The organism is Amycolatopsis sp. NPDC049252 (assembly GCF_043197175.1).
Classification (GTDB): domain Bacteria; phylum Actinomycetota; class Actinomycetes; order Mycobacteriales; family Pseudonocardiaceae; genus Amycolatopsis.
Genome location: NZ_JBICSQ010000023.1, coordinates 97,638 through 117,268, shown reverse-complemented (window position 1 = coordinate 117,268; position 19,631 = coordinate 97,638). Strand labels below are relative to the sequence as shown.

At 71.4% G+C, this 19,631-nt stretch carries 17 protein-coding genes; 8 read left to right on the top strand and 9 right to left on the bottom strand.

Annotated features, from left to right (window positions below; translation table 11 throughout):
* The first annotated feature begins 213 nt into the window (after positions 1-213).
* A complete protein-coding gene (locus tag ACGFMK_RS24490; RefSeq protein WP_392767341.1) occupies positions 214-1,266 on the top strand; it encodes an IS30 family transposase in 1,053 nt (350 codons plus the stop codon).
* A gap of 52 nt (positions 1,267-1,318) precedes the next feature.
* Here the strand turns inward: ACGFMK_RS24490 and ACGFMK_RS24485 are convergent, their stop codons facing one another.
* The 6 genes from ACGFMK_RS24485 to ACGFMK_RS24460 form a co-directional block, all read right to left on the bottom strand.
* On the bottom strand, positions 1,319-2,533 hold the full coding sequence (locus tag ACGFMK_RS24485; protein WP_392767339.1) for a cytochrome P450: 1,215 nt from the start codon (positions 2,531-2,533) through the stop codon (positions 1,319-1,321).
* Between the two features lie 68 nt (positions 2,534-2,601).
* Entirely contained in the window at positions 2,602-3,777 is a 1,176-nt protein-coding gene (locus tag ACGFMK_RS24480; RefSeq protein ID WP_392767336.1) for a pentapeptide repeat-containing protein, read from the bottom strand.
* Positions 3,778-3,865: 88 nt separating this feature from the next.
* Entirely contained in the window at positions 3,866-5,470 is a 1,605-nt protein-coding gene (locus ACGFMK_RS24475) for a beta-1,3-glucanase family protein (RefSeq protein WP_392767333.1), read from the bottom strand.
* Positions 5,471-5,723: 253 nt separating this feature from the next.
* Positions 5,724-8,492 carry a ricin-type beta-trefoil lectin domain protein gene (locus ACGFMK_RS24470; protein WP_392767330.1) on the bottom strand — a complete coding sequence of 923 codons (2,769 nt, stop codon included), beginning with the start codon at positions 8,490-8,492 and terminating at the stop codon, positions 5,724-5,726.
* A 149-nt stretch (positions 8,493-8,641) separates the two neighbouring features.
* Positions 8,642-9,925, bottom strand: a complete 1,284-nt coding sequence (locus tag ACGFMK_RS24465; protein WP_392767328.1) for a fatty acid desaturase family protein — start codon at positions 9,923-9,925, stop codon at positions 8,642-8,644.
* A gap of 16 nt (positions 9,926-9,941) precedes the next feature.
* On the bottom strand, positions 9,942-11,039 hold the full coding sequence (locus ACGFMK_RS24460) for a ferredoxin reductase (RefSeq protein ID WP_392767325.1): 1,098 nt from the start codon (positions 11,037-11,039) through the stop codon (positions 9,942-9,944).
* Positions 11,040-11,225: 186 nt separating this feature from the next.
* Here ACGFMK_RS24460 and ACGFMK_RS24455 point away from each other — a divergent pair, with 186 nt between their 5' ends.
* Together ACGFMK_RS24455 and ACGFMK_RS24450 are read left to right on the top strand one after the other, a co-directional pair.
* On the top strand, positions 11,226-12,203 hold the full coding sequence (locus ACGFMK_RS24455; protein ID WP_392767322.1) for a sigma-70 family RNA polymerase sigma factor: 978 nt from the start codon (positions 11,226-11,228) through the stop codon (positions 12,201-12,203).
* 112 nt (positions 12,204-12,315) lie between these two features.
* Entirely contained in the window at positions 12,316-13,068 is a 753-nt protein-coding gene (locus ACGFMK_RS24450; protein WP_392767320.1) for an isocitrate lyase/phosphoenolpyruvate mutase family protein, read from the top strand.
* On the opposite strand, the gene ACGFMK_RS24445 is transcribed toward ACGFMK_RS24450, so the two are convergent.
* Both ACGFMK_RS24445 and ACGFMK_RS24440 read right to left on the bottom strand, forming a co-directional pair.
* Complete coding sequence (locus ACGFMK_RS24445; protein ID WP_392767317.1) at positions 13,017-13,862, bottom strand: CPBP family intramembrane glutamic endopeptidase; 846 nt, start codon at positions 13,860-13,862, stop codon at positions 13,017-13,019. The two genes, ACGFMK_RS24450 and ACGFMK_RS24445, sit on opposite strands and share 52 nt — an antisense overlap.
* 64 nt (positions 13,863-13,926) lie before the next feature.
* Complete coding sequence (locus ACGFMK_RS24440) at positions 13,927-14,811, bottom strand: alpha/beta hydrolase family protein (RefSeq protein WP_392767314.1); 885 nt, start codon at positions 14,809-14,811, stop codon at positions 13,927-13,929.
* 77 nt (positions 14,812-14,888) lie between these two features.
* Between ACGFMK_RS24440 and ACGFMK_RS24435 the strand changes: the two genes are divergently transcribed.
* The 5 genes from ACGFMK_RS24435 (at position 14,889) to ACGFMK_RS24415 (ending at position 19,012) form a co-directional block, all read left to right on the top strand.
* The gene (locus ACGFMK_RS24435; RefSeq protein WP_392767311.1) at positions 14,889-15,437 is read left to right on the top strand and encodes a helix-turn-helix domain-containing protein; all 549 of its coding nucleotides are present in this window, start codon (positions 14,889-14,891) and stop codon (positions 15,435-15,437) included.
* 100 nt (positions 15,438-15,537) lie between these two features.
* A complete protein-coding gene (locus tag ACGFMK_RS24430; RefSeq protein ID WP_392767309.1) occupies positions 15,538-15,837 on the top strand; it encodes an EthD family reductase in 300 nt (99 codons plus the stop codon).
* Between the two features lie 111 nt (positions 15,838-15,948).
* Positions 15,949-16,701 (top strand): SDR family oxidoreductase, encoded by a 753-nt coding sequence (locus ACGFMK_RS24425; RefSeq protein WP_392767306.1) that lies wholly within the window; start codon positions 15,949-15,951, stop codon positions 16,699-16,701.
* Positions 16,698-17,468, top strand: coding sequence for an SDR family oxidoreductase (locus ACGFMK_RS24420; RefSeq protein WP_392767303.1), 771 nt, complete (start codon positions 16,698-16,700; stop codon positions 17,466-17,468). The genes ACGFMK_RS24425 and ACGFMK_RS24420 overlap by 4 nt, the downstream gene beginning before the upstream one ends.
* Positions 17,465-19,012 (top strand): acyl-CoA carboxylase subunit beta, encoded by a 1,548-nt coding sequence (locus tag ACGFMK_RS24415; RefSeq protein ID WP_392767301.1) that lies wholly within the window; start codon positions 17,465-17,467, stop codon positions 19,010-19,012. Before ACGFMK_RS24420 ends, ACGFMK_RS24415 begins: the two co-directional genes overlap by 4 nt.
* Here the strand turns inward: ACGFMK_RS24415 and ACGFMK_RS24410 are convergent.
* A complete protein-coding gene (locus ACGFMK_RS24410) occupies positions 19,009-19,527 on the bottom strand; it encodes a dihydrofolate reductase family protein (protein ID WP_392767298.1) in 519 nt (172 codons plus the stop codon). The two genes, ACGFMK_RS24415 and ACGFMK_RS24410, sit on opposite strands and share 4 nt — an antisense overlap.
* Positions 19,528-19,631: the final 104 nt, after the last annotated feature.

Genomic DNA, 19,631 nt, shown 5'->3' with positions numbered 1-19,631 from the left:
CGGCGCGGGGCCCCGGCCGGCCCCGGGGGCCCCCCCGCGGGGGGCGCCGGGCCCCGCCCCGCGCCGCCCCGGGGGGGGGGGGGGGGGGGGGCCCCCGGCCCCCCCCCGCCGGGGGGGGGGCCCCCCCCCCCCGGGGCCCCCCCCCCCCCCCCCCCCCCCCCCCCCCCCCCCCCCCCGACCACCGGGGTCCGGCTGTTCCGCCAAGCTGGCGGGGTGATCAGCAACGCACCCCGCCGGCCTGGCCCGGTCCGGTTGAGCATCGCCGAACGGGACGAGATCGCCTGCCTCACCGCCGCAGGCCACGGCCCCCGCGCCATCGGCCGAGCGATCGGACGCCCGGCCTCGACCGTGTCGCGGGAACTGGCCCGCAACACCGGCCTGACCGGGGCCTACCGGGCCAGCAGCGCCCAGCACCGCGCCGAACACCGCGCGAAACGCCCCAAACCCGCGAAGCTGGCCGCCGATCCGGTACTGCGAGCGATCGTGCAGGCCGGACTGGACCGTAAGTGGTCGCCCCGGCAGATCTCCGAGAGACTGGTCCTGGATTTCCCTGACCGGCCGGAGATGCGGGTGTCACACGAAACGATCTACCAATCCCTCTACGTCCAAAGCCGAGGTGCGCTGCGCCGCGAACTCACCACGGCGCTGCGGACCGGGCGAGCGTTGCGGATGCCCCGACGCCAAGCCCAGGCCCGGCGGGAACGCCCGTCGGGCGGGATCCAGGACATGGTCAACATTTCCGAGCGGCCCGCCGAGGTCGCCGACCGGGCGGTTCCGGGGCATTGGGAAGGTGACCTGATCCTGGGCAAGGACAACCGGTCCGCGATCGGGACGCTGGTGGAACGGCAGACCCGGTTCGTGATGCTGCTGCACCTGCCCGACGGCCGGGACGCGGCCACCGTCGCAGCCGCGATGACCGAGATGATCGCGACGTTGCCGCCGCTGCTGCTGGGATCGCTGACCTGGGATCAGGGCAAAGAGATGGCCCAGCACCGGAAGATCACCCTCGACACCGGGTTGCAGATCTACTTCTGTGATCCGCATTCGCCGTGGCAGCGGGGCAGCAACGAGAACACCAACGGGCTGCTCCGGCAGTATTTCCCGAAAGGCACCGACCTGTCCCAGCACGACGCGGCGGAGTTGGTGCGGGTGGCGGCGGAGCTGAACGGGCGGCCGCGGGAGACCCTCGGCTGGCGGACACCAACCGAGGTCCTCACGAAGCTACTGTTAGATCAGCAGACACCAGGTGTTGCAACCACCGCATGAATCCGCCTGGCCTTCACGGACCACGGAGAGGGCGGGTGCCTCGGCTCCGGACCTAGGCCGGGGTGAAGGTCACCGGCAGGGACGCCGGTCCCCGGGTGAACACCCCTTGTTCGGCCGGCACCGTGCCTTCGGCGAGCCGCAGGTCCGGCATGGCGTCGAGCAGCTGGTTGACGCCGACCTCGATCTCGGTCTTCGCCAGCAGCGCACCGACGCAGAAGTGCCGGCCCAGCGCGAAGGAAAGGTGGCTCGCCGCCGCCGAAAACGCGGTCTCCGTCGGGAGATCCGTGCGGAAGATGTCGAATGCGCCGGGGTTCGCGAACCGGCGCGGGTCGCGGTTCGCGGCGCCGATCAGGCAGGTGACCGTGCTGCCGGCGGGAATCGTCTCGCCACCGATTTCGACGGCCTCCGCGGGCTGGCGCATGATCATGTGCACCGGCGGGGTGTGACGCAGGGTTTCGGCGAACGCCTTCGGGATCAGGCTGCGGTCCGCGCGCACGGCGTCGAGCTGCTCGGGGTTTTCCAGCAGGTTCCGGAACAGGCTGGCGATCGCCTTGTCGGTGGTCTCGCCGCCGGCGGCCAGCAGCAGGCTGACGAAGGCCTTGATGTCCTCGTCGCTCATCGTGGTGCCGTCGACTTCGGTGGCGCAGAGGGCCGAAAGCAGGTCGTCGCCGGGGTTTGCGCGGCGGTCGCGGATGACCGGGATCATGTACGCGGCGAGCTCGTCGTGGGTTTGCAGACCGGCCGCGGTGACGGCTTCGTCCTGGCTGAGGTTGCCGAGGAAGGCGATGATCGCGCTGTACCAGCGCTGGAACCGGGCGTGGTCGCTCTGGTCCAGCCCCAGCATGTCAACGATGACGTTGATCGGGAAATGACGCGCGTAGTCCGTGACGAGATCCGCCGATCCGCGCCCGCGGAAGACGTCGATGAGCTGCGCTGAGTTCCGTTCGATCACCGGGCGGAACTTCTGCTCGAGCTCGTTGCCCCGGAACGCGGGCGCCACCAGCGCGCGGCGGATCGAGTGCTCGCGGCCGCTCATCTGCAGGATGGTCCGGCCGTGCACCGGCTCGAGTTGCCAGCCGTAGTTTTCGGTGGTGAACGCGCTTTCCTTGAAGGCACGGGACACGTCGTCGTAACGCGAGATGATGTAACTCTGCATTCCTTCGTGCCAGATCACCGGTGAATGCTCGAGCATGACGTCGTAAGCGCTGTACGGATCGGCGGCGAACTCCGGAGACAGGATGTCCGGTGCGTGCCCTGCTGAAGTCACGAGACTCCTTTGCTCGGCGGTCGAGCAGACAGGCTATCCGGGATAGTTGCCATTGCGAAAGAGTCCGGCTACGGATCGGCGACAACGGTCCTGGGTGACCCCTCGGCGGACAATTTCCAGCTGGCGGGCCACACGTGGTCGGCGGTGTCACTCGTCACCTGGGCGTGCTCGAGCACGACACCCCGTTCGAAAGTCGCTCCGGCGAAAGACACGAGGCCGCCGAAGACGGCGCCATCCGGACTTGCCACGCCGTCGATGGTGCGAACCCCGCCGAACAGCGCGTCACCGGTGAACCGGGCGCCGTCGAACATGGCGCCGTTGCGGAATCGCGCGCCACGGAACAGGGCCGCGCCGTGAAACCGGGTCCTGGTGAAGTTCGCCGATCGGTCGAAGGTCGCGCCGCCGAAGATCGAGTAGCCGCCGAACGAGACGTCCTGGAAGCGGGTCCAGCCGACGAACCGCGCGCCGCCGAACCGGGCGTTGCCCGTCCGGCAGCCTCGGAAGTCGAGGTTGTACAGCAGCGCGCCGGTGAGGTTGAGGGTGATGCCCGGCCAGTACTCGGGACGCTCGACCCCGGGATCGTCGCCGGGGAAGAGGTGGTCGGCCAGAATGCGCTGCGCGGTTCCGCGGACTTCGAGTTCCTGGTGGTTCGCGGGATCCCCGGCTTTGCCGTCCGGGAGCGTGTACGGCAGACGAAGGTAGGCGCACAGGAGGTTGACGATCGTCTGCCGCTGACCGGGAGTGTTCTGCGCGAGCCGTTCGAGCGCGTAGAGACCGGCGAGCCGGATCGGCGCCTTCTCCGATCCCAGCTGGTCCGCCGCCTTGGTGTACAGCTCGGTGATCCGGCGTTCCACCGCGTCGACGGCCGCGTCGTCCCCGAGTCGCAGCTGGTGTGCCCGGTTGTCCGCGGCCACCCGCTCGACGTGGTCCTGCGCGTGTTCCCGCTGTGCCAGTTCCGCTTCCTTGCGGCGCAGGTCCAGCTCGCCCAGCCGTTGCCGGCGGGCGGCCAGGAGCAGCGCCACGGCCCCGCCGGCACCGAGCACCACGTTGCCGGTCGCCCGGAACACGTCGAGCCGGGCCTGGTCGGCCGGGGTACCGGTGCCGAACAGCACCAGCAGCAGCCAGAGCGTGCTGACCGAGAGGACCACCACGACCAGCCCGGCGACCACGATCGCGCGGGTGGTGAGGACCCGGTCCAGCCGTTCGGGATGCTCGTTCTCATCGCGTCCTGGTGGTGTGCTCACCACCCGACTCTGCCATGCCGGTGCGAAAGGAGTCCGGACACCGAAGAGGGGACCGCACTCGCGGTCCCCTCTTCGGCAAGGCCGGGAATCAGCCTCGGTGCCACTTCTGGTTCGCGCCACCGGTGCAGTCCCACAGGACCAGGGGTGCCGCGTCGTTGCCGTTCCAGCCCTGGATGTCGACGCACTTGTTCGCCTGCGGGTTGACCAGGTCACCCGCCGCGGACAGGACGAACTGCTGGGCCGCGTTGCCGCTGCACGTGGCGATCTGGATGACCGCCCCGTTCGCCGTCGAGCCCCAGGCGACGTCCATGCACATGTTGTTCTGCGTGCGCAGCGTGCCGCCGGTGAACGTCCAGTCCTGGGCGATCGTGTTGTTGCAGCCGTAGGTCTGCAGGTGCACGCCGTCGGCGAAGTTCTGGGACGGCACGTCGATGCACTTGCCGTTCCAGTCGCTGATGACGCGGTTGCCCGACGTCGGCGGCGGGGTGGTGCCGCCACCGCCGGTGAAGCTGTTCAGCGTGATGCCCGCGGCGCGGGGGCTGCCGTCGTTCACCAGCGACTCGAAGTTGCCGACGTCGTCGAAGGCGAACGCGTAGGCCTTGCCGTCGGCCATGTTCGCGTGGACCAGCCGCGCGTACTGGTTGGTGGGGTTGCTCTTGTAGAAGTCGCCGGGGTTGGTGCTCGGCTGGGTGTCGATCGTGCCCAGCGTGCCGCGGTTGAGGGCAGCGCACAGCGTGCGGGAGATCGGGCCGACGACCTGGTCGTTCGGGGCGGCCAGCGCGCCGTCACAGCCCCAGACGTTGGCCGAGGACGGTTTGGTGAACGAGGCCACCTGCTGACCGGCGGTGTTGGTGAAGTTCATGACGTTGCCCGACGTCCGGCCGAAGTACTTCGTGTTCGGCTGGTCGCCGAACGGGACGACGGTCAGCGTCTTGCCCGTGTAGGCGTTCCAGGCGGAGTTGATGTACGGGTCGAGGTAGGTGGTGCTGAGCTGACCCGCGTCGGCCGCCTTGCCCGGCGCCAGCACGCGCAGCACCGTGCCGTCCGAGCGGGTGTAGACGGAACCGCCCCAGCCGGACTGGCCCTTGATGCCGTTGATGACGTTGTCACGCCCGTTGGCCACCAGGGTGCCGGTCGAGTTCACCGCGCCCGAGCTCGTCGTGACGCTCACCGTGTGCGGGACGGCGAACATGTCCACTTGCGAGCTGTTCAGCCACAGGCCGGCGTCGTTGTAGGTGAACTCGCTCCAGTCGAAGAGGATGTCGCGGTTCGAGTCACCGCCGGCCCACGGCGCCGGCTGGACGAGGCCGTCCGGCGTGAGGTAGAAGTTCAGGCGCTGCCCGAGGGAGAAGTAGACGCGCCCGGAGATGTAGCGGGGCACCTGGATCGTCGTGGTGCCGCCGTTGCCGGGGCCGGCGATGGAGACGTCGGGCGCCGGGGTCGGCGGATTGCCGCCGCCGCTCCACGGGGTGAAGGTGCCGCCGGCGTTGACGTAGCCGAGCCTGCCCGTGTTCAGGTTGACCCCGAGGACGTACAGGTAGACGGCGTCCGCGCGGCCGGTGTTGTTGGTGACGGACAGGGGCAGCAGCGCGGGGCCGGACGCGGCGGCGGGCGTGGCGCCGCCGGACACGGCCAGCGCCGCGACCGCCGCGAGGGCGGCGATGATCGCGGTCAGTTTTCTTCGAGTGCGCACCGGCGACTCCTTTGTCCAGGGTGGATGGCTCCGGATCGAATCCCGAAGGCCGGACGTGACGACGTCGTCGGCGCGCGACCATCACGAGGGGCGCGGACACCTCGGAACTCTGGAGCGGGCCGAACGGGGTTTCACGGGGCCGAAGATCGTCGAGGGAGCAGAAGCCGACGGTAAGCCTGTGCCACTCAGCGGGTCAATGGTCTAGACGTATATGAGGGTCAGTCGTGCAGCCGCGTTGCCCCGGCGGCCGCACTCAGCCACGCGACCACCGCTGGTTGGCGGCCCCGGTGCAGGTCCAGATGACGAACGGGGTGCCGTTGGCGGTGCCGTGGCCGGTCACGTCCAGGCACTTGCCCGACCCGGCGTTGACGACCGCGCCGCCGCTCTGCACCCGCCACTGCTGGGTGGCGGCGCCGGTGCAGTCGTAGATCTGGACCGCGGTCCCGTCGGCCGTGCCGCCGCCGGCGGTTTCGAGGCACTTGGTGTCGAAGACCTTGAGCTGGTTGCTCGTGGTGGACGTCCAGGCCTGGTTGGTGCCGTTGTTGCAGTCCCACAGCGCCGGGACGGTGCCGTTGGCCTGGTTCGCCGCCGGGACGTCGGCGCACTTGCCCGACTCCTCGGCCTTCAGGATGCCGGTGGTTTCGGCGCGCGCCCACTTCTGGTTCGCGCCGCCGTTGCAGCCCCACAGCACCAGCGCGGTGCCGGTGGCCGTGCCGTGCCCGGTCGCGTCGAGGCACTTGCCCGACCCGGTGTTGACGACCGTGCCGTCCGGGTTGACGGTCCACTGCTGGGCGCCGCTGCCGTTGCAGTCGTAGATCTGGACGACGGTCCCGTCCGCCGTGCCGCTGCTGCGGGCGTCCAGGCACTTGGTGCCGTAGACCATCAGCTGGTGGGCCGGGGTCGCGGTCCAGCTCTGGTTGGCGCCGCCGGTGCAGTCCCAGAGCGCGACGGCGGTGCTGTTGGCCTGGCTCGCGGCCGGGACGTCGGCGCACAGCCCCGACTCCTGGCCCTTGAGGATGCCGCCCAGGTTGCCGTCCGCGTTCGGGGTGACGGAGAAGTTGTCGAAGAGGTTCGTCTGGTAGCCCACGACACCCACCCCGGCGAGGCCGGTGGTGAACGCCGTGTCGGTGACGCTGCCGAGCGTGGCCCCGTCGAGGCTCGCGGTGATCTGGTTGCCACTGAAGCCGAGCTTGACGTTGTGCCAGGTGTTCAGGCCCAGCGCCGCGTGCGAGCCGGACGTGAGGGTGGTGAGGACGCCGCCGCTGCTGTTCTTCGCGATGGACCACGCGCCGGTGTCGGCGACGCGCAGCTGGTAGGCCGCCTGGTGGCTCTGCGGGCGGTTCTGGGTGTTGGCCCGGCCGAGCAGGGTGACGGTGCCGGCCTGCTTCATGTCGACGTCCGTGCCGACGGTGTAGTTGCTCCACTGTGGATCGCCGGCGAGGGTGAAGGCGTCGCTGTCGTCCTGCCAGTTGATCGGCCGGACCGGGGCGATCTGCTGGAGGCACTGCCCGCCGCGCCCGTCGGTGCACGGTCGTGCTTCGAACGAGCCCTGCATGTCGGAGAAGTACTTCGCGGCGCTGTGCGTGCTGTAGCCGTCGAAGTTGTCGGAGTAGGGCAGGCCCAGGTTCCCGGCCGGGGGACTGGCCGCGGTGCCCTTGCCCTGGCCGGTGGTCGTGGTGACCGTGTAGATCCGGTTCGGTTGCAGGGTCAGGGAATACGACCCGGACGCCGGGGTGACGTCGGCCTGCTTGACGAAGTAGTCGGCCGGGTTCGACGAGCCGAGGTCGGTGGACCAGACGTGCACGGTGCCGGTGGTCAGCCCGCCCGAAGCGGTGACGTTCACGGTCTGGGCGGCCGTCGCGCCGGTGGTCTCGTAGATCGTCGAGTAGTCGGTGCCGCTGGCGGGCTTCAGGGAGATGTAGCTGCCGTTCGCGCGGTTGCCGCCCAGGTAGCCGCTCGCCGAGCCGGTGAGGAACTTCCAGCCGGGCTGGGTGAACTGGGCGACCTGCGCGTTGGCCCACAGGTTCTTCCCGAGCGCGTAGGTGCCGGACCACGGGGTGTTCGCGGTCGCCAGCCCCACCGTGCTGTAGGGCAGGTTCGAGTACAGCGCGGCCACCAGCGGCCAGTTCATGAACCCGGTCATCTGCCCGTCGAGGTAGCCGCGGGTGATGGTGCGGATGTAGGCGGCCGAACCGGTGTTGAAGTCCTGCGAGCCGAACTCGCTGGCCCACAGGGGTTTCCCGGTCGCGACGGCGTTCGCGGACGACGCGCACGTCGTCGCGTCCGAGAGGTAGCCGCACGGGTAGTGCGAGCCGACCACGCCGACCGCGGCGTTGAACCCGCTGTCGGAGCGCATGTCGTCGGCGGTGTTCCAGCCGGTGTCGTCGCCGACGATCTGGATGGCGCCGTAGCCGTGGGAGTTCAACGCGGCGCGCAGGTTCTCGTACCAGGTCTTGTCGTGGCCGCGTTCGTTCCAGCCGCCGAGGTAGCCGATCGTCAGGCCGTGCTGCTTCGCGCAGTCCAGCCAGGAGATGTCGTAGTCGATCATGTCCTGGGACCAGAAGTTCCCGCCGCCGATCCAGCCCGGCGCGGCCCAGGGCAGCGCGACGAGCTTGATCCCCGGGTTGCGGGCGACCGCCTGCTCGCCGAGCCAGAACTCGTAACCGGCGTTGCAGTTGATCTCGCCGCGCACGTGCTGGTGGCTGGGTTCGGCGCCGTCGGTGGAGTTCGCGTCCCCGCCGATCTCCAGCTTCAGCAGCTGCACGGCGGCGCCGTAACCGGGCTTGAACAGGTAGTCGAGGATCTGCGCCCGCTGGGTGGGCGGGTAGTCGATCAGCAGGCGGGAGTTGCCACCACCGCCGCTGATCGCGCCGACACCGTCGAAGGTGCGCCCGGTGCTGCCGCCGTTGACGGCGATGGTGGTGGCCGCGCCGGCGGGCGTCGCGGTCACCACCAGGGTCGTCGTGGTCAGCAGGGCGGACAAGACCAGGAGGAGGAACCGGCGGAACGTGCGGCCGCGCATGGCGGTGCTCCTTCGGACAAGGTGACAACGTTGTCGAGCGCCTTCGTTCCAGCGAAGTCCCGGACGGGCGGGAAGTCAAGGAACGTCGGCGAAGCTGTCCGGTGATCGGTCTTGTCCGCGGGCGCAACGGTTTGCGCCGCCGAACGAGCTCAGGCGGCGCGCTCCACTTCGTCACCGCGGTACGGGCCGGGCTTCGGGCGGGCCTTCCCGCCGGGGAAGGCGAGCCGCAGGATCGTGCGGTGCACGGTGCCGAGCTGCTTCGACAGCGGCCCGGTGTTGTACGGCAGGCCGTAGCGGCGGCAGATCTCCCGGACCTGCGGGGCGATCTCGGCGTAGCGGCTGCTGGGCATGTCCGGGAACAGGTGGTGCTCGACCTGGTAGCCGAGGTTCCCGCTCATCAGGTGGAAGAACGGGGAGCCGGTGATGTTCGCCGCGCCGACGAGCTGCCGGACGTACCAGCCGCCGCGGGTTTCGTCCCGTACCTCTTCCTGGCTGAACGTGTAGGTCTGGTCGGGGAAGTGGCCGCAGAAGATGATCGAGTGCGCCCACAGGTTGCGGATGATGTTCGCGGTGAAGTTCGCCCAGAACGTCGCGGCGAACGTGCCGCCGCCCTCCGTGCGGATCGCCTCGAGCTGGGCGCGCACCGCGCCCTTCCGGCGCCGGCCACCGGCGCGGTCCGCCAGGACCCGCAGCCGGGACCGGGGTTCGGGCTTCATGAGCCGCCCCACGGCCGTGGCGGCGAGCGCGCTCACGAGCGGCCAGCCGACGTAGTCCTTCAGGATCTGGTCGCGGGCCTTGCCCGAGATCCCCTTGATGTCGTGCCACACGTCCTTCATCGGCTTCTCGCCCGCGCGGATGGCCTCGACGTCGAGGTCGTGGACGGCGACGCCCCATTCGAAGAAGGCCATCAGCAGCAGGTTGTACAACGGCTGCGCCAGGTACGCCGGGTGCCACTTCTGGTGCGGGTCGATGCGCATGATCTCGTACCCGAGGTCTTTGTCCTTGCCCCGGATGTTCGTGTACGTGTGGTGGATGAAGTTGTGGGAGTGCTTCCACGCGGCCGCCGTCGAGGCGGTGTCCCAGTCCCATGTGGACGAATGGATGTACGGGTCGTTCATCCAGTCCCACTGACCGTGCAGCACGTTGTGCCCGATCTCCATGTTCTCCAGGATCTTCGCGAACGCCAGGCAGCCGGTGCCCATCAGCCACGCCGGCTTCGACCGGGAGCCGAGCAGCAGCGCCCGGCCGGCCACCGCGATCTGGCGGTGCAGCTTGATGACGCCCTTGATGTAGCGGCGGTCGCGCTCACCCAGGTCGGCGCGGACCTGGTCGTGGATGGCGTCGAACTCGCGGGCGAGCTCGTCGAGCTGGTCCGCGCTCAGGTGCGCGAACGGGTGCGCGACTTCGGGGGACAGGGTGTTCTGCGTGGGCATGAGTTCCTTTCCTCGCTCAGAGTTCGACGGTTACCGGGCCTTCGGCACCGTGCACGCAGGTGCGCACGATCTCGTTGTTCAGCTGGCTGACGACGTTGGTGCGCAGGTCGCGGATCCGGCCGTCCCGGATCGGCAGCACGCAGGTGTGGCAGACCCCGACCCGGCACCCGAACGGCATGTCGACACCCGCCTTCTCCCCGGCGGCCAGGATCGGCGTGCCGGGCGGGCAGTCCGCCTCGACGTTGCGGTGCGCGAACCGCACGGTGCCACCGGACCCTTCGGCGGCGTCACCGCCGACGATCGGCTGGAACCGTTCGTGGTGCAGGCGGTCGACGTCGCCGTGGCGCTTCCAGTGCGCCTGCAGCGCGTCGAGCAGCTCGCCGGGGCCGCAGGTGTAGGTGTCCCGCTCGCGCCAGTCCGGGCACAGGGTGTCCAGGTCGGCGGGGGTGAGCCGGCCGTCGCGGCTGGTGATGCGCAGCTCGAGGCGGAACCCCTCGTGCCGCTTTTCGAGCGCGGCCAGCTCTTCCCCGAAGGTGACGCCGTCCTCCTCCCGCGCCGAGTGCACGTGGACGACGTCGCGCAGGCCGGGCCCGGGGTCCAGGTGCCGCAGCATGCTCATCACCGGCGTGATGCCGCTGCCCGCGGTGACGAACAGCAGGCCGCGCTCGAGCCGGTCCGGCAGGGTGAAGGACCCCTCGACCTCGCCGAGCCGCACGACCTCGCCGGGCCGCGCCCGCTCGACCAGGTACGGCGAGACGACACCCCCGTCGACCTTCTTGGGGGTGACCGAGATGAGGCCGTCCGCGCGGTCGGGGCTCGACGTCAGCGAGTACGCGCGCCAGTGGTGGACGCCGTTGATGACCACCCCGAGCCGCACGTACTGGCCGGGCCGGTGCCCGACCCAGTCGAACCCCGGCCGGATCAGCACGGTGGCCGCCTCGCCCCGTTCGGGCTCGACGCGCTCGACCCGGCCGCGCAGCTCCCGCGTCGACCACAGGGGGTTGATCAGTTCGAGGTAGTCGTCCGGGCGCAGCGGCGTGAACAGCCACCGCACGGCGCGCAACGCCCGCCGCCGCAACGGCGAAGCCGGAGGACGCATCCCTACTTCGGCCATCAACGACCACCCCGCGCACGGCCGGCGGTCACGACCTCGTTGGACCAGATGGTGGACACCATGGCAATTGAGTGTACAGGCGTGCACTCAACTCGCAGCCTGAACCAGCGGTTCCGGCGCCCAGTTTTCGGCGTGGCCGGTGTCCGTACGGGAGCCGGGACACGAGACGGGTGGAAGGGTGAGGGAGTGTCAACCGAACTGGTCGCCAGGGCGCGGGCGGGGGACGGCAGCGCGTTCCGCGAGCTGACCGAGCCCTACCGGCGGGAGCTGCACGTGCACTGCTACCGCATGCTCGGGTCGTTTCAGGACGCCGAGGACGCCCTGCAGGACACGCTGCTGTCCGCGTGGCAGGGCCTCGCCGGGTTCGAGGGCCGCGCGTCGGTCCGCACCTGGCTCTACCGGATCGCCACGAACCGGTGCCTCAACGCGCTCCGCTCGGCCGGCCGGCGCCCGGCCAAGGAGTGGGACGTCCCGCAGTTCGAGCCGCCCGCGCCGTCCCGGCTCGGCGAGATCGTCTGGCTGGAGCCCTACCCCCAGCACCTCCTCGAAGCCGCGCCCGGCCCCGAGGCGAGCTACGAGCAGGCCGAAGCCGTCTCGCTGGCCTTCGTGACGGCGTTGCAGGTCCTGCCCGCGCGCCAGAGCGCCGTGCTCATCCTGCGCGAGGTGCTCGGCTACCACGCCGACGAGGTGGCCGAGATGCTCGGCTCGACGGTCGAATCGGTCACCAGCGCCCTGAAACGCGCCCGGGCGGGCCTGCGGCTCCGTCCGCAGGATCCGCCGCCCGCGCCCGGCTCTCCGGCCGAGCAGGCCCTCGTGGCGAAGTTCGTCCAGGCCTACTCCGCCGGGGACGTCGACGCGCTGGTCGCGCTGCTCACCGCCGACGTCCGCGTCTCCATGCCGCCGATCCCGCTCGAGTACCACGGCCGCGAGGACGTGGCCCGCTTCTTCGCCGGGATCCTCCGGCACCGGGCCTACCACCTCGTGCCGGCGCGGGCGAACGGCCAGCCGGCGTTCGGGACCTACCTGCGCGACCCGGACAGCGGCCGCCGGCACGGCGCCGGCCTGCTCGTGCTCAGCATCGCCGGCGACCGGATCAGCGCCCTGACCCGCTTCGACAACGACGTCCTCCCGTCGTTCGGGCTGCCCCGCGTCCTTCCGGGCTGACCCCCGCCCACTTTCCGGCGCCGGCGGTGTCCGTACGTCCGAGAGCGCCGCGGGACGGCGACCGCAGGCCGCCCCACGACGCGTGCTTGGAATCCGAGGAGGAGAAGAAACGATGAGTGAGACGGACCTGAAGGCCCACGCCGAAAAGCTCCGCGTGCTGCACAGCGGCCCGATGCTGGTGCTGCCCAACGCGTGGGACGCGGCCAGCGCGGTGATCGTGGCCGAAGCGGGGTTCCCGGTGGTCGCCACCGCGAGCGCCGCCATCTCGGCGATGCTCGGCCACCCCGACGGCGAAGGCGCGCCCTGGCGGGAGATGTTCGCCGCGGCCGGGCGGATCGCCCGGGCCGTTCCGGTCCCGGTCACGGTGGACGCCGAGGCGGGTTACGGCCTGGCGCCGGGGGAGCTGGTGGACCGGTTGCTGGAGATCGGCGCGGCCGGCTGCAACCTGGAGGACACCGACCACCGCGCCGGCGGCCTGGCCGACGCCGGCGCGCACGCCGCGTGGCTCGCGGAGGTCCGCGCCGCCGCGACGCAACGCGGCGTTCCGATCGTGATCAACGCCCGCGTCGACGCTTTCCTGCCCGCCAGCGGAATCCCCGAGCCGGACCGCGTCGCGGAAACGGTCCGCCGGGGCCGGCTCTACCTGGAGGCCGGCGCCGACTGCGTCTACCCGATCGGCGTCCGCGAGCGCCGCGACCTGGCCACCCTCGTCGCCGAACTGCCCGGCCCGGTCAACGGCAACACCGGCGACCGGCTCGACCTGGCCGCGCTCCGCGAGCTGGGCGTGGCCCGGGTGTCCTACGGGCCCCGGTTCTACCGCGCGGCCCTGGCGGGCCTGAAATCCGCCGTCGAGGAACTGCGCTGAGGAGCGCGGCCGAGCAACCCGAGCACGACGACGAGCTGCACCGCCAGCACGAGCGCCTGCGTCATCGGCGCGGTGGCGGTCAGCAGCGCGACGGTCGTGTTGACACCGAAGTGGACCGCGATCGACGCCACGACCCCGGCGCGTTCGTAGGCGTAACAGGTCAGCAGCGCCATCGGGACGACGCTGAGGGTGAACAGCAGCCCGCTCCAGCTGACCAGCCCGAACGACGACTGGACGGTGCCGGCGACGAAGAACAGCGGCAGGTGCCACACCGCCCACACGACACCCAGCAGCAACCCGGCTTGAAGGCGGCCCATCGACGCGCGCAGGCGCGGGTACGCCGTGCCGCGCCAGCCGGGTTCCTCGGCCAGCGGGCCGCCGATCAGCATGCCGACGACGAACGGCACGGGCCCGCCGAGGGTCGTGATCAGGTCCTTCCCCGCGGTCAGGCTCGGGGCGGGACCACCGAGGGCGTCCGCGAGGTACGCGGCGGCCACCACGGTGGCCGAGGCCAGCGCCAGCAGGGGCACCACCCAGAGCCACCGCACGCCCGGCCGGGAGCTCACCGCGTGCGCCGGGGCGTCTTCGCGGCGGCGGGCCCGGCGCACGCGGAGCACGATCGCGCCGACGACCGGGCCGAACCCGCCGAGCAGGTAGGGGATCGCCGTGGGCGGGCTCAGCGGTGATCCGCCGAGCAGGATCGCGACGAGCCAGCAGGCCCAGCTCGTCGTGAACGTGACGGCCCAGAACAGCGCGAGGCCGGTTTTCCGCCGGGTGGGGGAGGTGGTGGTCACTGGTTTCCGTTCCTTCGAAAATGGGCAGCACCGAGCCCGGAGACAATGCGGAAGTGCGGGTTCGTCAGGAGAGTTCGGCGGCGAGCCAGCCGGACACCTGGGAGAGCAGGCCGGGGTCGACCGGCCGGCGCAGCAGCCGGGGGTAGGAGCGCACCGACGCGGCGCCGGGGTCGCGGCGCAGCAGGTGGGTGAGGTCGTCGATCCGGTGGACCTCGGCTCGGCCGGGCACGAGCCGGCGGATCTCGGCCAGGTCCGCGGCGTCGACCTGGACGTCCTTGCCGCCGGTGATCGCGAGGACGGGAACCCGGATGGCCGCCAGCTCCGGGCGCGGGTCGTGCGCGAGCATTTCCCGCACCCACCGGGCGTTCACCGGCTTCCCGTCCACGCGCGTGCTCCCGGCCTTGATCCGGGCCAGCTGCCGCCTCCCGACGGCTCGCACGACCGGCCGCACGAATCCTGGCAGCTCGCGCACGATGTTCGCGGCCTGCCAGCGCAAGGCGTCTTCGCCGAGGCGGGCGAACCCGGCCAGCAGCACCACCGCGGCGACGTCCGGCCGCGTGCCCAGGGCCATGGCGTGGACGGCGCCTTCGCTGTGCCCGACCACGGCGACGGCGTCCGAGCGGATCTCGGGACGCTCGGCCAGGGCGCGCACGGCGGCGGCCCCGTCGCGGCGGTTGTCGGTGAACCCGGCCGCACGCCAGTCACCGGGGGTGGCGCCGACCCCGCGCCGGTCGTAGCGCAGCGTGGCGATCCCGGCCTCCGCGAGCGCGGCGGCCAGCGCCGGTCCGGTGTCCGCGCGCAGCCGGGTGGTGTTGCCGTCGCGGTCCAGCCGCCCGGACCCGTGCAGCAGCACGGCGGCCGGGTGCGGTCCCGGACCCGCGGGCCGGGCCAGGGTGCCGGCCAGCCGCAGGCCGTCGTCCCCGGTCACCGTCATGTCGACCTCACGCACGTCCGTCCCCCTAATATTCTCGATCTTGCGAATGTTCTCAACGGCGAGAACGGTATCGTATGTGAGAACATTCGTCCATGGCGACCGCGGACCTTCTCCTGCACCCCGTCCGGATGCGCATCCTGCAAGCGCTGTTCGACGCCGACCCGCTGACCACCGCGCAGCTGCGTGAGCGCATCCCCGACATCGCGCCGGCCACGATGTACCGGCAGATCGCGGTGCTGGCCGAGGCGGGCGTGCTGGAGGTGGCCGAAGAGCGGCGCGTGCGCGGCACGACCGAGCGCAGCTACCGCGTGCGCAAGGAGGAGGCAGTGGTCGACCCCGCGGCGCGCGCGGCGATGTCGAAGGAGGAGCACCTGCGGGCGTACACGACGTTCGCGGCGTCGCTGATGGGGGACTTCGACCGCTACCTCGCCCACGAGGACGCCGATCCGGTCGCGGACGGCGTGGTCTACCGCCAGGCGGCGGTGTGGCTGACGGAAGACGAGTTCGACGTGCTGGTCGAGGAGATCGAGCGGGCGGTCGTCTCGCGGATGGGCCACGCCAGGGACGGCCGCGTCCGGCGCGTCGTCAGCCTCGTCGTCGTGCCGGACGCACCGAAGGCCGGCGCCGGGCCCGCTGACTGAGCGCCGCCGCCGGGCTGGGGGAGACGTCCTTCGCTACTGTCCTGGAGGCGGTCGCCGGTCCCGCTCGGCAGGCCGTCTCCCCTCGCTGAAAGGACTGCCCGTGCACCGGCTCACCGTTCTCTACCCGCCGCCCGCCGATCCCGCGCACTTCCGCGACCACTACGTCCGCGTCCACCTGCCGCTGGCGGCGAAGCTCCCGGGCCTGGTCCGGATGCAGCACGCCTTCGACGTCGAGGGCCTGGGCGCGCCCAGCCCGTACTTCGCGGTCTTCCACGGCGACTTCGAGTCGGCCGAGGCCATGGCCGCCGCGCTGGGGTCGGAGGAAGGCAAAGCGGTCTCCGCGGATGTCGCGAACTACGCCACCGGCGGTGCGCAGCTGGTGCACTACGAGCTGAGCTGAGCGCCGCGTGTGACGCGCGCGGTCTTGAGGACGCGGGCGGATCGCGCATAATGGCACCGACAACCGACCGCTTAGTATGTTCCGGGCAACCGTCGAAGGAGACACACTGCCGTGAACTCGTTCAAGGATCGCGTCGCGATCGTCACCGGGGCCAGCCGGGGCATCGGCCTCGGCATCGCGAAGACGCTCGTCGAACGCGGCGCCAAGGTGTGCATCACCGCGCGCAAGCCCGAAGCCCTGGAAGAGGCCGTCAACTCCCTCGGCGGCCCGGACGTCGCGATGTTCGTGCCGGGCAAGGCCGACGACACCGACCACCAGGACGAAGCCGTCGCGAAGACGATCGAGACCTTCGGCCGGCTCGACTACCTGGTCAACAACACCGGCATCAACCCGGTCTACGGCCCGACGCTCGACATCGACCCGGGCGCCGCGGCCAAGATCCTCGGCGTCAACGTGCTCGCGCCGCTCGGCTGGACCAAGCGCGCCCGCGACGCGTGGATGGGCGAGCACGGCGGCGCCGTCGTCAACGTCGCCTCCGTCGCCGGCCTCGGCGCCTCTCCCGGCATCGGGATGTACGGGGTGAGCAAGGCCGCGCTGATCCGGCTGACCGTCGAGCTCGGCGCCGAGCTGGGCCCCAAGATCCGGGTCAACGCCGTCGCCCCGGCCGTGGTCAAGACGAAGTTCGCGACCGCCCTCTACGAAGGCCGCGAAGAGGAGGTCGCCTCGGCGTACCCGATGAAGCGCCTCGGCCTGCCGTCCGACATCGCCGGCGCGGTGGCGTTCCTGCTGTCCGACGACGCGGGCTGGATCACCGGCCAGACGATGGTCCTCGACGGCGGCGTGACCCTGGGCGGTGGCCTGTGACCGGCGTTGTCGTCACCGGCGGGGGCGGCGGCATCGGGGCCGCGCTGGCCCGCCGCTTCGCCGCGGATGGCGCCCGGATCGTCGTCGCGGACCTCGACGGCGACAAGGTCGGCGAGGTCGCGGCCGAGATCGGCGCGACGGCCTTCGTCGGCGACGTCGCGAGTGTCGACGGCGTCGCGAAGCTGGTCGAGAGCGCGCGCGAGACCCTCGGCGAGATCGACGTCTTCTGCGCCAACGCCGGGATCGCGCCGTTCGGCGGCCCGGAAAGCCCCGAAGAGGTCTGGGCGCGCACCTGGGACGTCAACGTCATGGCGCACGTCCGCGCGGCCAACCTGCTGCTGCCCGCGTGGCTCGAGCGCGGCCAGGGCCACTTCATCGCGACGGTCTCCGCCGCCGGGCTGCTCACCAGCCTCGGCTCGGCGCCGTACTCGGTGACCAAGCACGGCGCGCTGGCCTTCGCCGAATACCTGTCGGCGACCTACCGGCACCGCGGCCTGACCGTGCAGGCGATCTGCCCGCAGGGCGTGCGCACGGCGATGCTGGAGAGCACCGGCACCGCCGGGCAGCTGCTGATGGGCGCGTCGGCGATCGAGCCGGAGCAGGTCGCGGACGCGCTGTTCAAGGCGATCGAGGAGAAGCGGTTCCTGGTGCTGCCGCACGAGGAGGTCGCCGGGTACTACGCCGCGCGCGCCACCGACACCGACCGGTGGCTCGGCGGGATGAACAAGCTGCAGCGCAAGGTCGAGCAGGCACTGGACCAGCGTTGAATTGGGAGCCGGAGGTCGGCGAGATCGCGCGGCGGCGCGCGCTGGCCGAGCGGATGGGCGGGCCGGAGAAGGTGGCCCGCCAGCACGCGGCCGGACGCTCGACCGTCCGCGAGCGCATCGCGGCGCTCGCCGACCCCGGCACCTTCGACGAGATCGGCGCGCTGGCCGGCACGGCGTCCTATGTGGACGGCGAGCTCGAGTCGTTCACGCCGGCCAACTTCGTCATCGGCACCGCTCGGCTCGACGGGCGCCGCGTCGCGATCGGCGGCGACGACTTCACCGTGCGCGGCGGCGCGGCCGACGCGGCGATCATGGAGAAGCAGGTCTACGCCGAGCGGCTGGCCAACGAGCTCCGCCTGCCGATGGTGCGCCTGATCGAGGGCACCGGCGGTGGCGGCAGCGTCAAGATGCTGGAGCAGCACGGGTTCACCTACGTCCCGGTGAATCCCGGCTGGGACCTGGTGGTGGACAACCTGTCCACGGTGCCGGTCGTCGCGGCGTGCCTCGGCCCGGTGGCCGGGCTGGGCGCCGCGCGGGCCGTGATGTCGCACCTGTGCGTGCTCGTCGAAGACGCCGCGCAGCTGTTCGTCGCCGGGCCGCCGGTGGTGAAGCACGCGACGGGGGAGGACCTCACCAAGGAGGAACTGGGCGGGGCCGCCATCCACCGGCGCAGTGGCGCGGTCGACCGGATCGTGGCGTCCGAGGCCGAAGCTTTCGCGGTACTCAAGCGGTTCCTGTCGTACCTGCCGTCCTCTGTGGACTCATTGCCGCCGGTCGGGTCCACCGGCGACCCGGTGGACCGGCGCGAGGAGGCGCTGCTTTCGCTCGTCCCGCGCAACCGGCGTCACCCCTACCGGCTGCGGCCGCTGCTGGAGGGCGTCTTCGACGAAGGCTCGGTGTTCGACTACGCCGTGTCGGGCGGTTCGGCGTACGCGGGATTGGCGCGGTTGAACGGACATCCGGTCGGCGTGCTCGCCACCGACCCGTACCGCGGCGCGACGCTGACGCCCGAGGGCGCCGACGTCATGACGCGCCTGGTCGACCTCTGCGAGACGTTCCACCTGCCGCTGGTCTCGCTGACCGACCAGGCCGGCATGGTGATCGGGGCGGCGGCCGAACGCGCGGGCGCGATCCGCCACGGCGCCCGCGCGGTGACCGCGGTCTACCAGGCGCGGGTGCCGATGGCCGAGGTGATCGTGCGGCGCGTGTTCGGCGTCGGCGGCGCGGGCCAGACCAACCGCCACCGCCTGGTCCGGCGCTGGGCGTGGCCCTCGGGCGACTGGGGCTCGTTGCCCGTCGAAGGCGGTATCGAGGCCGCCTACCGCGCGGAACTGGACGCGGCCGACGACCGGGAGGCACGGATCGAGGAGATCCGTGCCCGCCTCGACGCCGTCCGCTCGCCCTTCCGCACGGCCGAGCGGTTCTCGGTGGAGGACGTCATCGACCCCCGCGAGACCCGCGCCCGGCTGTGCGACTGGGTGCCGGACGCCTACGCCGTGCTCCCGAAGCTGCTCGGCCGCCCGTCCTTCGGGATGCGGCCCTAGCGGACCACCCGGAACCAGTTCGGCGCCAGCTGCTCCAACGGGACGGTCTTGCCGCCGGGGTGGTCGAAGATCCGGATCCCGTCGCCGAGCAGGACCGGGACCGGCATCGCCAGGATCTCGTCGAGCAGCCCGGCTTCGAGGCACTGGCGGGCGACGTCGGCGCCGAGGACGTTGACGTACTTGTCGCCCGCGGCCGCCTTCGCCGCGTCGACGGCCTCGTGCAGGTCGCCGACGAAGGTGACGTCCGGGACCGGCGCGGCCGGCCGGTGGGTGAGCACGAACTGCGGGCCCTCCCAGCCGCCGCCGAAGGCCTTGCCCTCACGCTCGGGGTCGCCGCGGTGGGGGTCGTCGCCGCCGAACGTCCGCCGTCCGACCAGCAGGGAGCCGATCCGCGGGATCAGCTCGTCGACCGCCGGGTCGGGGCGCAGGTACGGCGTCAGCCAGGACATGTCGCCGCCGGGGCCGGCGAGGAAGCCGTCGAGGGACATGCTGAAGCCGTAGAGCAGTTTCGCCATGGGGTGTCTCCTTGAGTGATTCGCGGACTTCAGTACTGACGACGGCGGCCGGAAAAGTCATCGGCTTCACCCGGTCGTGTCCGGAACGCGACAGGATCACCACG

Excerpts from the sequence above, each read along its gene's own strand:
- ACGFMK_RS24470 (WP_392767330.1), bottom strand. The coding sequence starts at position 8,492 with ATGCGCGGCCGCACGTTCCGCCGGTTCCTCCTCCTGGTCTTGTCCGCC.
- ACGFMK_RS24465 (WP_392767328.1), bottom strand. The coding sequence starts at position 9,925 with ATGCCCACGCAGAACACCCTGTCCCCCGAAGTCGCGCACCCGTTCGCG.
- ACGFMK_RS24460 (WP_392767325.1), bottom strand. The coding sequence starts at position 11,039 with ATGGCCGAAGTAGGGATGCGTCCTCCGGCTTCGCCGTTGCGGCGGCGG.
- ACGFMK_RS24450 (WP_392767320.1), top strand. The coding sequence starts at position 12,316 with ATGAGTGAGACGGACCTGAAGGCCCACGCCGAAAAGCTCCGCGTGCTG.
- ACGFMK_RS24435 (WP_392767311.1), top strand. The coding sequence starts at position 14,889 with ATGGCGACCGCGGACCTTCTCCTGCACCCCGTCCGGATGCGCATCCTG.
- ACGFMK_RS24410 (WP_392767298.1), bottom strand. The coding sequence starts at position 19,527 with ATGGCGAAACTGCTCTACGGCTTCAGCATGTCCCTCGACGGCTTCCTC.